The sequence below is a fragment of the Treponema sp. OMZ 838 genome, from assembly GCF_000775995.1.
Classification (GTDB): domain Bacteria; phylum Spirochaetota; class Spirochaetia; order Treponematales; family Treponemataceae; genus Treponema.
Window position 1 is genome coordinate 2,476,167 of the sequence record NZ_CP009227.1, and the last position, 12,110, is coordinate 2,488,276.

General features: G+C 42.3%; 11 protein-coding genes. 8 read left to right on the forward strand and 3 right to left on the reverse strand.

The features are described from left to right. The first annotated feature begins 2 nt into the window (after positions 1-2). From QI63_RS11175 to QI63_RS11185, 4 genes are all read left to right on the forward strand, one after another. A complete protein-coding gene (locus QI63_RS11175; protein ID WP_052185553.1) occupies positions 3-815 on the forward strand; it encodes an ABC transporter ATP-binding protein in 813 nt (270 codons plus the stop codon). Then, on the forward strand, positions 806-1,540 hold the full coding sequence (locus QI63_RS12485; RefSeq protein ID WP_052185554.1) for an ABC transporter transmembrane domain-containing protein: 735 nt from the start codon (positions 806-808) through the stop codon (positions 1,538-1,540). The genes QI63_RS11175 and QI63_RS12485 overlap by 10 nt, the downstream gene beginning before the upstream one ends. After that, positions 1,455-2,618 carry an ABC transporter ATP-binding protein gene (locus tag QI63_RS12490; protein WP_052185555.1) on the forward strand — a complete coding sequence of 388 codons (1,164 nt, stop codon included), beginning with the start codon at positions 1,455-1,457 and terminating at the stop codon, positions 2,616-2,618. Before QI63_RS12485 ends, QI63_RS12490 begins: the two co-directional genes overlap by 86 nt. Before the next feature lie 64 nt (positions 2,619-2,682). Next, positions 2,683-4,503 carry an ABC transporter ATP-binding protein gene (locus QI63_RS11185; RefSeq protein ID WP_044016444.1) on the forward strand — a complete coding sequence of 607 codons (1,821 nt, stop codon included), beginning with the start codon at positions 2,683-2,685 and terminating at the stop codon, positions 4,501-4,503. A 198-nt stretch (positions 4,504-4,701) separates the two neighbouring features. Here the strand turns inward: QI63_RS11185 and QI63_RS11190 are convergent, their stop codons facing one another. Further along, positions 4,702-5,394 (reverse strand): TPM domain-containing protein, encoded by a 693-nt coding sequence (locus tag QI63_RS11190; RefSeq protein WP_044016447.1) that lies wholly within the window; start codon positions 5,392-5,394, stop codon positions 4,702-4,704. 27 nt (positions 5,395-5,421) lie between these two features. Then, positions 5,422-6,030: a LemA family protein gene (locus QI63_RS11195; protein ID WP_044016449.1), complete on the reverse strand. Its 609-nt coding sequence runs from the start codon at positions 6,028-6,030 to the stop codon at positions 5,422-5,424. A gap of 337 nt (positions 6,031-6,367) precedes the next feature. On the opposite strand from QI63_RS11195, the gene QI63_RS11200 reads away from it, so the two are divergent. From QI63_RS11200 to QI63_RS11215, 4 genes are all read left to right on the forward strand, one after another. Next, positions 6,368-7,021 (forward strand): TetR/AcrR family transcriptional regulator, encoded by a 654-nt coding sequence (locus QI63_RS11200; protein ID WP_044016450.1) that lies wholly within the window; start codon positions 6,368-6,370, stop codon positions 7,019-7,021. Positions 7,022-7,107: 86 nt separating this feature from the next. Further along, the gene (locus tag QI63_RS11205) at positions 7,108-7,692 is read left to right on the forward strand and encodes a YcxB family protein (protein WP_044016452.1); all 585 of its coding nucleotides are present in this window, start codon (positions 7,108-7,110) and stop codon (positions 7,690-7,692) included. 1 nt (position 7,693) lies between these two features. Beyond that, complete coding sequence (locus QI63_RS11210; protein WP_044016454.1) at positions 7,694-9,430, forward strand: ABC transporter ATP-binding protein; 1,737 nt, start codon at positions 7,694-7,696, stop codon at positions 9,428-9,430. A 165-nt stretch (positions 9,431-9,595) separates the two neighbouring features. After that, positions 9,596-11,314, forward strand: coding sequence for an ABC transporter ATP-binding protein (locus QI63_RS11215; RefSeq protein WP_044016456.1), 1,719 nt, complete (start codon positions 9,596-9,598; stop codon positions 11,312-11,314). Positions 11,315-11,358: 44 nt separating this feature from the next. Here the strand turns inward: QI63_RS11215 and QI63_RS11220 are convergent, their stop codons facing one another. Further along, complete coding sequence (locus QI63_RS11220) at positions 11,359-12,057, reverse strand: GntR family transcriptional regulator (RefSeq protein WP_044016458.1); 699 nt, start codon at positions 12,055-12,057, stop codon at positions 11,359-11,361. Positions 12,058-12,110 lie beyond the last annotated feature (53 nt).

Here is a 12,110-nt window from a genome sequence, read left to right on the forward strand (position 1 = left end):
GTATGGATATACTGAAAACTGAAAAAGTATGCTTTGACATACACAATATACGTTTATGCAATGATATTTCCATTACGGTAAAAAAAGGGGCGTTTACCGGAATCATAGGGCCGAACGGAAGCGGCAAAAGCACGTTTTTAAAACAAGTATATGGAGTACTCAAACCTACTTCGGGGGTGATTTTTTTACGCGGCGAGGATATATCGGGCTTGAGTAACCGTAAACGGGCGGAAAACATGGGTGTTTTGGCGCAAGAAAATTTTACGGAATTCCCGTTCAATGTAGAAGAAGTAACCGCAATGGGAAGAAGTATGTACCATACGCTCTTTCAAGGCGAAAACGACACGGATAGAGCAATCGTAAGCGCCGTTTTAAAACAGGTCAATATGGAAGATAAGCGGAAGCAATGTTATGCGACGCTTTCGGGCGGCGAAAAACAGCGGGTTTTATTGGCGAGGGCGTTGGCTCAAGAAACCAAGCTACTCATTATGGATGAGCCGACTAATCACTTGGATATCGGCCATCAATTTCAAATTATGGAATTTTTGAAAACTCTCGATATGACGATATTGTCGGCTATTCATGATTTGAATTTGGCAGCCCGTTTTTGCGATTATCTTATCTTATTGCATCAAGGCGCAATACTGGCGCAGGGAACGCCGAAAGAAGTGTTAACAAAAGAAATACTGCGCGATGTTTTTCATATCTGCGCCAAAATGAGAGAACAGGACGGCAGAATCGTGATAGATTTTATCTCCTCAGTTCATACGGCTAATGCGGATCATACAGCGAAGGGGAAAAGCGGATGTTCATAAATAAACAGCTCATCAGCCTTTCCCGTGGGGGAAGAAAGCTGTTAATTCTTTCTTCCGTCCTTAATTTCGTGTTACTCGCTGCAAAAACGCTTACGGCGATTTGTACGGCAGTAACAGTCGATCTTATATTCAGAAAAGCGAAGGTTCCGTTTTTTACGTCCTTACAGTCCATCTTTATCTGTATGGGAGCACTCATCGTTACGATTATTGTGCTGCAGCGTATCGTAGGCGTAACCGAACAAAAATGCAGTATCAAAATAAAAACGGCGTTGCGCGAGCAGGTGTTTAAAAAACTGTTCGCGCTCGGCCCCGCTTATACGGTGAACCGGCGCTCGGGCGAGATTGCCGCGATGGCGTTTACAAAAATAGAATGGCTCAGTCCGTATTTTTATCAATACCTCCCTTTTGTAAGCGGAACCGTTTTACTTGATGCCGTGTTAATTGCCGTCCTTTTTTATCTTGATAGCGCCGTAGGCTGTATCTGTCTTGTAGGGGCGGCTGGGATGCTCGGCTTTCCGATGTTGTTTTTTAAGGTTATGCGGGAGCGCGGCGAAAAAGAGAACGCTGCTCATTCAAAGTATTATGCCGATTGCTTGGATGCGGTACAAGGATTACCGTCGCTAAAAGCCTTGAATGCGGATGAGTATCAAAAAAGCAAAGCTGCAAAAGCAGGGCGAAATCCTGCGTGTTACCATTATGAACCATTTAAAAGTTACTATGATTGATAACGGCGTTTTACAGCTTTGCGCTACAATCGGAGGTACCTTATCCGCTGCGGTCGCGGCATTAAGGGTATATGCATATACCAATCCTGAAAATATCATTTATATGTTATTTTTAACGGGAGCTTGCTTTTCGCCGATGTATTTGCTTATCAATATTTGGCATTTAGGGTACCGCGGCGTTACGGCTTCATACACTATTTACGATTTTCTTAACTTGCCGGTTACTCATTCGCTTTCGGCTCACGTTTCAAATGTGCCGATAGAAACCGAGATGAAAGAAAGCCGGACGGAAAAAAGAGATCATACAGATAGCAGTACGCAAAAGACACTGCAAGCGCCTGACGTAAAAGCCTATACCGGCGATATTGTCTTTAAAAATGCCGTTTTTGCCTATACGGAAGATACCGTAATCGATGATATTTCGTTTACGATTCCGCACGGAACCACGACGGCGCTGGTCGGAGCTTCCGGCAGCGGAAAGTCTACCATTGCGCACCTTCTTGCAGGGTTTTATCCGCTTAAAAGCGGAACAATCACCATAGGCGATACAATCCTGTCCGAAAAAACAGTAGTTGAAATACAAGACCTCATTTCGGCTGTTTGGCAGGATAGCCACATGTTCTTTGGAACCGTTTACGAAAATATTCTTATCGGCAAACCGGACGCCGCAAAAGAAGAGGTTATTGAAGCAGCAACAAAGGCACGGATACACGATTTTATTACAAGCCTGCCCGACGGTTATGATACGAACATCGGAGAACACGGAACAAAATTTTCAGGCGGAGAAAAACAACGCATTGCCATCGCACGGGCATTTTTACGGAACTCGCCTATTCTGATTTTTGATGAAGCGACCTCTTCGCTCGACCGGCATAACGAGATTGAAATTCAAAAGAGTTTTTCCGAATTGTGCAAGGGGAAAACCGTGTTGGTCATTGCCCACCGCCTTGCAACCATTCAAAAAGCCGAACAAATTTGCATCATACGCAAGGGAAAAATAGAGGACAGAGGAACGCATGAGCAGCTGTCTTTGCATTCCGAATCCTATCGCACCCTCATGGGCAGCCAAATTGTATAACCGTTGCATAGGGCATCTCTAAAAGCTCGATTAGTTTTTAGAGGTTCCCTGATAAGGAATATCGATGAAAGAAAAATCAAGGCTTTTTTATCTTTTTGCACTTACAAAATACATCAAAGGCTTTCACCTGTATTTAGGTATTTCGATCGTTTGTAACGCAGTGTTTAAACTTATTCCGCTCGCGCTCACCCTCTTAACCTCGTACATGATAAGCGCAATCGTCTTAGGCAGTGCGGAAAAAACAAAGCTGCTGTTCGCTTTTGTTTGCGTTTTTATTGTACTGCAAGCCGTTTTTGCGTATTTGGATATTCTTGTCGGACACGATATGGCCTACAGGATTTTAGCCAAATTAAGAATAATCGCCTATAACAAAATAGATGAGCTGGCTCCGGCCGGACTTGAAAACGAAAGAAGCGGCGATTTAATTTCGATCGTTTTAGATGACGTGGAAATTCTTGAATGGTTTTATGCCCATACCATTGCACAGATTTTTGTGGCGTTCCTTATTCCGCTTGCAGCTCTCATCTTTATGGGGAGTCTTTCACCGTATCTTCCGGTTACCCTTTTACCGTTCCTTATCGCGCTCTTATTATTCCCAAAATTCAAAAAACAAAAAGCCGATGTACACGGTTTTGATTATATGAAAGCAGCGGGAGATTTGAATGCAGAATCCGTCGATTGTATTCAAGGACTCAAAGATATTATCTCGTTCAGATATCAAAGACGCTATTTTCAAAAGATGAGTACAGCAATAGGAAAATTTAATACCGCCGTTTTTGAAGATTCTAAGCGAAGGATCACTCAAAGCCAGTTGCTATCGTTTTTAATTTTAACGGCTTCTTTTGCCGTAACTATTGCGGCCGCTCTGCTAGTAAAACAGGGACGGTTATCCCCGCTCTGGTTTTTACCTGTTTTAACCCTTTCTTCCGCTTTTTTAAGCCCCATAGCTGATGCCCTCAACATGAGTACCCAGTACGGTCTTATCTTTGCGGCTGCTAAAAGACTGTTTAACCTGCTACTTACCGAACCGGAAGTGTACGATACGGGAGTAAAAACGGTAGAAGACGTAATGGCCGCAGGAAAGGTGGACGGTGTAGAAAACGCAAACGGAGCAGGAAAATCGACCGGAACCGAAATGCGCATTACATTCAAGGACGTTGCATTTACCTATCCGCAGCACGATGCGGAAAAGCAAAATCCTAAGATATTGGACGGCATTTCGTTTACGGTTAAAACAGGCGAAACCCTTGCGCTTGTCGGCCGTTCAGGTTCCGGAAAAACGACAACAGCCCGTCTTTTACAGCGGTTGAGAGAGCCTGATGCAGGAGCTATCACCATCAACGGCATCGATATACGGGAACTGCGCTTAAAAGCTTTACGCGATATTATTACGGTTATTCCGCAAGATGTGTATCTATTTAACACAACGATAGAAGAAAACCTCCGGCTTGCAAAACGGGATGCGAGCTTCCAAGAAATACAGGCGGCGGCAACGCAGGCGCAAGCAGCATCTTTTATCGAACAGCTTCCAGACGGGTACGGCACCGTTATCGGCGAGCGGGCATTAAAACTGTCAGGAGGCGAAAAAGCACGGCTTGCAATCGCACAAGCCTTTCTCAAAAATTCGCCGGTTTTGGTTTTGGATGAGGCTTCCGCAAACCTCGATTCCGAAAACGAAAGCAAAATTAACGAGGCGGTAACGCAGCTGAAAAAAGGGCGCATTACCTTAGTGATTGCGCACCGCCTTTCTACGATAAAAGCCGCCGATAGAATAATCGTGCTGAAAGACGGCAAGGTAGAAGCGGAAGGAACCTTTGAAGCGCTGACACAGTCCTCCGGTTATTTTAGAGAACTAATCGGAGAAGGCGATGGTCAAGCGATATGATGGGAGAAACCTGCACGCAGTATCTGACGCTTTCGTCCGTTCTAAAGCCGATATCTAGTTTCAGCAGCGGCACGGATGCCGCTGGTTATATCAGAAGTGATGTTTTTGCGCAGCAAAAACTCGCCATGAAAAGTGTACACGGATGTACACTTTTCATGATGCGACAACGCAGATGTGCCGTATATTTTCAAAAGTGTTTTAGTCTTCCAACACTACCAACCCATCAGGCAGCTCGTTGGGATTTTCCGCTTTGTTGGGAAAGTGCTCTTGCAGAATCCTGCCGCATTCTTTTACGGCAGAGACAAAGGCTTGAGCGGCTTGGTGTTCTTTTAATCCGGTAGTCATAATTTTGCAAATACCGTCCCATTCATTTTGAGCTACTTTCGCGGCAATTCCCGAATCGGCAATAACAAAAAACTTCCGTTCAAGTACGGAGGCAAAGATGAGAACACCGGAATGTTCCGTAGTCTTATACACACCGCTTTCCACAAAGTGTTGGAGTGCACGGGCATAGACGCGGCGGTTTTTTAATGTATTCGGGATAATCAGCCGGTCTATTGCGGGAATATTTACCAATAAATAAACGATAAGCACAACGGTAGCTGCACTGCTGCCGATAACTGCTGTCAACTGGGCAGGAGAAGGGAACCAAACAGTGCGTTCCAACAGGTTCCAGATGGGGGCAGCGCATAAAAACAAGATGAGAAAAGAGAGAAAGGACGCGCAAAATGCAACAAATAGCTCTACAAAGGCATAGGAATCGCTTTGGTACACAACCGCAAGGGCAATTTCTCCGGTTGTCTTTTTCTCAGCCTCCGCAACCGTATCCGCAATTTCTCTCATTTGAGTAGGAGAAATATCCATCAGTTTTAACAGTCTATTCTTTTTCATTGCGTCCATTCCTTAATCGATAATCAGTTAAAATTCAACTTTAGGCGCAGTTGCAGCTTGTTCGTCAGCCTTAAAATACGCCTTTTCTCTAAAGCCGAACATATTGGCGAGAAACGCTTGCGGGAAACGCCTAATCTGTAGATTATATGTCTGTACCGCCTCATTAAAACGCTTCCGTTCTACGGCAATACGGTTTTCGGTTCCTTCAAGCTGACTTTGCAAGTCGCGGAAGTTTTCATTTGCTTTCAATTCAGGGTAATTTTCCGCAACGGCAAGCAGCCGCTGCAGTGCACCGCCTAACTCGCTCTGTGCTTTTTGGAATTTTTCAAACGATTCGGGATTGTTTAATACTTCGTCCGAAACATTGATAACGCCGCCCGCTTTGGAACGCATTTCCGCTATTTCGGTAAAGACTTTTTCCTCATGGCTTGCATAGCCTTTTACGGTGTTAACAAGATTGGGGATTAAATCAAAACGGCGCTGGTACACGTTTTCGACCTGACTCCATGCCGCTTTAACATTTTCATCCGCCGCTACCATCGAATTATACGAACCGGTAACACAGCCGTATAGTGAAAAAATAATCAGCACAATAATGCCGAGAACGATAAGACCTGTTTTGAGTCCTTTGCTCATAGCTGAATGCTCCTATCAAAAATTTTAAAGTATTCTTATGCATACTGATGTATGCCGAACTGACTCTAAAGTATAGACCATTTGACGAAAAGAAACAATGTGCCGAAAGTCCATAAGGTAGTTGTAATTGTTATTATAGCACAGAGACCGAGATATTACCCTTTTCCGTACAAAATTACAGTAGAAAAACGGATCGACGTCCTTTTGTCTGTACAAAAAATAGTTTTTTATAGACATAGTGATTTCTCTATTTTGCATTATGAAAGTAACCCATGCTTGACATTATCAGTTTATTTTAATAACATTGTTACTAATTAATAGAAGAGTTATTACAAATATGAACAACCATGCAGAAAAAATATTAGCCGATAAGGATGAATTAAACACGCGGGCAAAAATTTTATATGCAGCGAAACAGGAATTTTTGGGCAAGGGGTTCGCAGATACCAATGTGCGCACCATTGCAGAAAAAGCAGGGGTTACGACAGGGGCGCTGTATAACCTTTTTGATAATAAGGACAGCATATTCGAAGCTCTTGTAAGCGGTGTATTTGATGAATTATTGAACATCATATCACACAGCGAGCTTCTTGAATCGCAGAACTTCGGTATGAAAACGAGCGACCTCTCCGCAATTACGGAACTATCGCAACGCCAATTCTTACGAATGATAGATTTTTTTTATGATAATTGGGATGCAATGAAACTGATTGTCTGCTGTTCGAAGGGAAGTTCCTACGAGCATATTTTCGATAAGGCAATCGATATAACTGAAAACGACACCTTTCGATTATTGAAACTCGACGGCGTTAAAATGTCGCGGCGCATACAGTTTTTTATTCATGTCATGGTAACGTCTCACTTTGAAAATCTAAAAGAAATTTTTTATCATAATTTAAAAAAATCGGAAGCAGTGGAATATGTGCTCGACTTTAACATATACCATTGTGCCGGATGGAAACAATATTGGATGGAACAAGTAAAGGGCTAAAGGTTAATGGATAATTTGTAGTGGGTAATTAGAGTGGGTATGTGCAACGTACTCAATTACAAATTGACATAGTAGAGGGTTTACCTATGAATATTTCGGAAATAACGCAGACATTTACACTTGACGATAAGGTTGAACAATCACTTATAATAAATGCACGGACAAGGGAATTAAAACGTCATGCAAAACGATTAGCAATAACGGAAATAAGCGGCACCGGTATAACGATTGGCGTGATTTTTATACTGTACTTTTGTAATATCAGTGAGATATTTTCTTCTCTGCATTTTGTCATTTCCGCATCTGCAATATTTTGTATATTATTGCTTTTCAATATCATATGTATCAAGAAGCGTACCGTAAAAAATTTAAAAAAAGCTCTTACAAAATATTATAAAGACAATTTTGCACAGCATCAGCTTAGTACCTACACCGATAAAATGATTATTGACGAGGATTATCTTGAATGCAGCGCATTGGGCATGACAACCCGATTAGAGCATAAAGATTTTATCGGTATTTTTGAAACAGATATTTTTTATGTATTTGAATATGCTCATTTTAACTATGTATTTATTAAAAAAGATGCCATACAAAACGATGAATATCAGCGAGTTGTGCAGTTCATACAAGATCGAAAAAGCATATTTACAAAAGATAAGGAGGTCTGAAATGGACACATATAAAAGGTTGTTTAAATATACGCCGGAGAAAATACACTGTGCGTATATTTCGATGGTATGCGCTACGCTGGGAGTTGCTTCTCAGATGGGGGCATTTTGGTTTTTATGGAAGTTCTTGTACGCGCTTTTGGTTACCAAAAACGTTACGGACGGCTCGATGTACGCAACGGTGATTGTTTCGCTGTTGGCAGGTTATTCGGTTGTATACTTTTGTGCTTTGTGGGCATCGCACGTGCTTGGGTTCCGGCTTGAATCGAATTTACGCAAAACAGCAATCAACCATTTGATGAATGCATCGTTTGCTTTTTTTGATATGAACCCGTCGGGAAAAATCCGGAAGCTCATTGACGACAATGCACAAGAGACGCACATGCTGGTTGCGCATTTAATTCCCGATAATATTTCCGCATTGTTTACACCGATTTTTATGTTTATCATTGTATTTGCAGTTGATGTAAAACTCGGTCTTTTGCTACTTGCCGTTGCGCTTATCGGCGGTGCGCAGATGATGTTTATGATGGGCAATAAAGATTTTATGCGGAAGTATCAAGCGGCGTTGGAACGGATGAATGCCGAAGCAGTTGAATATGTCCGCGGTATGCAGATTGTAAAAATCTTTAGAAGCACGGTTGAATCTTTTAAAGCGTTTTACGAAGCGATTACCGGCTACTCCGATTTAGCATATAAGTACACACTCAGCTGCCGTACGCCGTATGTGATGTTTCAAGTGCTGTTTAATCTATTCGCGGTATTCACTATTCCTGCCGCTATTTATTTTATGAACAAGGGGGCGGACGCTAATCTCATCATTGCAAAGCTCGTCTTTTTTGTCTGTATCGCCGGGGTGCTTTTTTCGGCATTTATGCGCGTGATGTATGTCGGTATGTATAACTTTCAGGCAAAAAGCGTTGTAGATAAACTCGAAAATCTTTTTGCAGACATGGAAAAGGATAACCTTGAACACGGTACGGAAGAAACATTTGAGAACTTCGGTATCGAATTTAAAAACGTATCGTTCGGTTACACGGAAGAAAAGATTTTAAAGGATGTCAGTTTTACCTTGGAACCGAATAAAACCTATGCACTGGTCGGCTCATCGGGCGGAGGAAAAAGTACAATAGCAAAATTGATTTCGGGTTTTTATAAAATAAATTCAGGTGAAATTTTAATCGGCGGAAAAAATATTTCGTCATATTCACGGAATGCGCTGATGCACAGTATCGCCTTTGTATTTCAAACATCGAAGCTTTTTAAAACAAGTATTTTTGAAAACGTTAAAATGGGGAATAAAAATGCAAGCGATGAAGAGGTGATGTATGCGCTTCGGCTTGCCCGCTGCGAAGATATTTTAGCAAAATTCCCCGAACGTGAAAAAACGGTTATCGGTTCAAAGGGCGTACACTTATCCGGTGGAGAAATTCAGCGTGTTGCGATTGCCCGCGCGATTTTGAAAAATGCAGATATCATTATTCTGGATGAGGCGTCCGCCGCTGCCGACCCTGAAAACGAATACGAAATTCAGCAGGCGTTTTCCAATTTGATGAAAAACAAAACGGTTATTATGATTGCACACCGGTTAAGCTCGATTAAAAATGTCGATGAGATTTTGGTTGTCGAAGACGGAAATATCGCCGAACGCGGCAGCGATGCGGAACTGATGCAGAAGGGCGGAAAATACAGCCGATTGCAGAGCTTATATTCGCAAGCGAATGAGTGGAGAGTCTAGCCTTTTGCAAATATGCGGGTAATTACTTTGTCGCTGCATAAAAATTAATCCTCAACGTATCAAAGATACGCCTCCGGTTAATTTTTATTCGCTCCGCGTACTTACCTCACCTATTTGCAAAAGCGTTGGAAGGAAAGAGATTTTTTCCTAATTAGGGAGTTATATATGACTAAACTACAAAAATGGTTCGGGGTAACCGAATCGGGGGCAAAAGGGATTGTTACGGCGTCGGTGTGGTCGATGCTTGCGGATGTTGCATTTATTCTACCGATGTTTGTGATGATGTTTTTTTTGCAAAGCTATTTTGACGGGACGCTGCGGTCGGCGGGATTTTATATCGGTATTATCGCTGCGCTTGCGGTTGTGATGTATGTGCTTGTGCATATCAATTACAATACGCTCTACACCGCGACATTCAAAGAATGTAAAGAACTGCGTGTGAATATTGCAGACCGTCTCAAGGCGCTGCCGCTTGCGTATTTTTCTAAACACGATGTTTCCGACTTATCACAGACGGTGATGACCGATGTCGCTACAATCGAGCACGCGCTGAGCCACGCAATTCCGCAAACAATCGGTCTTGTGTTCTATTTGATTATAATCGGTGCAATGATGATTACTGCGCATCCGGGATTAGGCTTGTGCGTATTTGTTCCGATTATTATCAGCTTTATTCTATTGATCCTGTCGAAAAAAATTCAGATACGGGAGACAACGCGGGACTTTCATAAACAGCGTGAGCGAACGGAATTTTTTCAAGAAGCGATAGAACTGCAACAGGAAATTAAAAGCTATGGTCTGACGGAAGACACGGCGGCAAAACTGAATCGCAATGTCGATGAAGCGGAAAAATTGCACTTAACTGTGGAAGCGCATCAAGCGATCCCGCTTAACATCGCACTGCTGTTTTTAAAGTTTTCCATCGGCGTTACCGTATTTTTTGGACTAAAAATGTATCTGGCAGGAACGGCACCGCTTTTATATCTTATCGGCTATATTATTGCAGCTTCCCGTGTGGTGGATGCGGTTGCAGGTGTTGAAGCGAACCTTGCAGAGATGATGTATATCGATGCACGGGTTAAGCGCATAAACGAGCTGCGCGAAACAAAAACGCAGGAAGGCGAACCTGCTTCTTTGCAGCATTATGGTATTCAATTTAAAGATGTTGAGTTTTCGTATAACGGCGGACAAAAGATTATCGACGGTATTTCGTTTACGGCGGAACAAAATAAAGTTACCGCGCTTGTCGGGCCTTCCGGCTGCGGAAAAACAACCGTACTCCGGCTTGCGTCCCGTCTTTATGATTACGGCAGGGGACAAATTCTCATCGACGGCAAAGACATTGCAACGATTGATACCGACAGCCTTTTCGATAAAATTTCGATTGTCTTTCAGGATGTCGGGCTTTTCAATACCTCGATTATGGAAAATATCCGCGTCGGAAATAAAAATGCCAGCGATGATGAGGTAAAAGAAGCTGCCCGTCTTGCCAACTGCGCCGAGTTTATCGAAGCGCTGCCGGACGGCTACAATACGGTCATCGGCGAAAACGGCAGCAGACTTTCTGGTGGAGAGCGCCAGCGTCTTTCCATTGCTCGTGCTCTTTTGAAAAACGCGCCGATTATCATCCTTGACGAAATCAGCGCCTCGCTCGATGTGGAAAACGAAATGAAAATACAGGAGAGTCTTAACACACTCATAAAAGGCAAAACGGTGATTATCATTTCGCACCGCTTAAAGTCAATCGAGAACGCCGATAAAATCATCGTAATGAATCAGGGCAAAGTTGATGCGGAAGGTACACACGCAGAGCTGTTACAAAAATCGGTGCTGTACCGCAGTATGATTGAAAAGTCTTCGGTAACGGAGAAATATACCTATTAAAAATTTGGCATCTCTAAAAGCTATACCTGAGTTTTTAGAGATGTCTATAGGATGTCTTTATCATTAAATATTTTATTTAACGTTCTTTTATATGAATTGATCAAATGTTTTCTGATCATTCGTTTTGCTTTATCGGGATCGTTCTTTTTAATTGCTTCTGCAATAGCAAGATGTTCATTAAATACGGTTTGCGCATCGATCGAATTATTGTACACGGATTTATTTTCAAAGCGGAGATAGTTATCCAAGATCAATTCCGTTTCCCGATAAAGCCATTTATTATTTGTTGCTTTTGCTATTGCTCTGTGAAATGTATGATCCAATCGATAGAGTTTTATTCCATCTCTTGTTTCCAGTTGATCTTCAAGATTTTGTAAGCAGTTAAAAATATCTTTTACACTCTGATCATTTGCCCGTGCTGCCGCAAGATAAGCATTATTCTGTTCCGTTAATAACCGTATCTCTAAAATGTCTTTGGCGATTTCATCGGTAACCGGAACAACTTTTACGCCTCTACCTCGTGCAAAAGCAACATAGCCTTCTTTTTGTAATTCTAACAAGGCTTCCCGCACAGGCGTTCTGCTGATACCGAGCTCTTCGCATATTTCATCTTGCGAGTATATGGCTCCGACTCTAAACCGGTTAAATAAAACAGCATCTTTTATAAGTTCATAAGCTTGTTCTTTGTAGGTTAAAGTTTTTACAACTACACCGCCTATCAAAGACTCTTTTTTATCAGACATATAATCTCCTTCCGGAATTTTCTTACTGTTTCTCTATTTTTCCGTTGAGTTCA

Bases quoted from the DNA above. Each gene is read 5' to 3' on its own strand.
- QI63_RS11200 (WP_044016450.1), top strand. From the start codon at position 6,368: ATGAACAACCATGCAGAAAAAATATTAGCCGATAAGGATGAATTAAAC.
- QI63_RS11210 (WP_044016454.1), top strand. From the start codon at position 7,694: ATGGACACATATAAAAGGTTGTTTAAATATACGCCGGAGAAAATACAC.
- QI63_RS12485 (WP_052185554.1), top strand. From the start codon at position 806: ATGTTCATAAATAAACAGCTCATCAGCCTTTCCCGTGGGGGAAGAAAG.
- QI63_RS12490 (WP_052185555.1), top strand. From the start codon at position 1,455: ATGAGTATCAAAAAAGCAAAGCTGCAAAAGCAGGGCGAAATCCTGCGT.
- QI63_RS11195 (WP_044016449.1), bottom strand. From the start codon at position 6,030: ATGAGCAAAGGACTCAAAACAGGTCTTATCGTTCTCGGCATTATTGTG.
- QI63_RS11205 (WP_044016452.1), top strand. From the start codon at position 7,108: ATGAATATTTCGGAAATAACGCAGACATTTACACTTGACGATAAGGTT.
- QI63_RS11220 (WP_044016458.1), bottom strand. From the start codon at position 12,057: ATGTCTGATAAAAAAGAGTCTTTGATAGGCGGTGTAGTTGTAAAAACT.
- QI63_RS11175 (WP_052185553.1), top strand. From the start codon at position 3: ATGGATATACTGAAAACTGAAAAAGTATGCTTTGACATACACAATATA.
- QI63_RS11215 (WP_044016456.1), top strand. From the start codon at position 9,596: ATGACTAAACTACAAAAATGGTTCGGGGTAACCGAATCGGGGGCAAAA.
- QI63_RS11185 (WP_044016444.1), top strand. From the start codon at position 2,683: ATGAAAGAAAAATCAAGGCTTTTTTATCTTTTTGCACTTACAAAATAC.
- QI63_RS11190 (WP_044016447.1), bottom strand. From the start codon at position 5,394: ATGAAAAAGAATAGACTGTTAAAACTGATGGATATTTCTCCTACTCAA.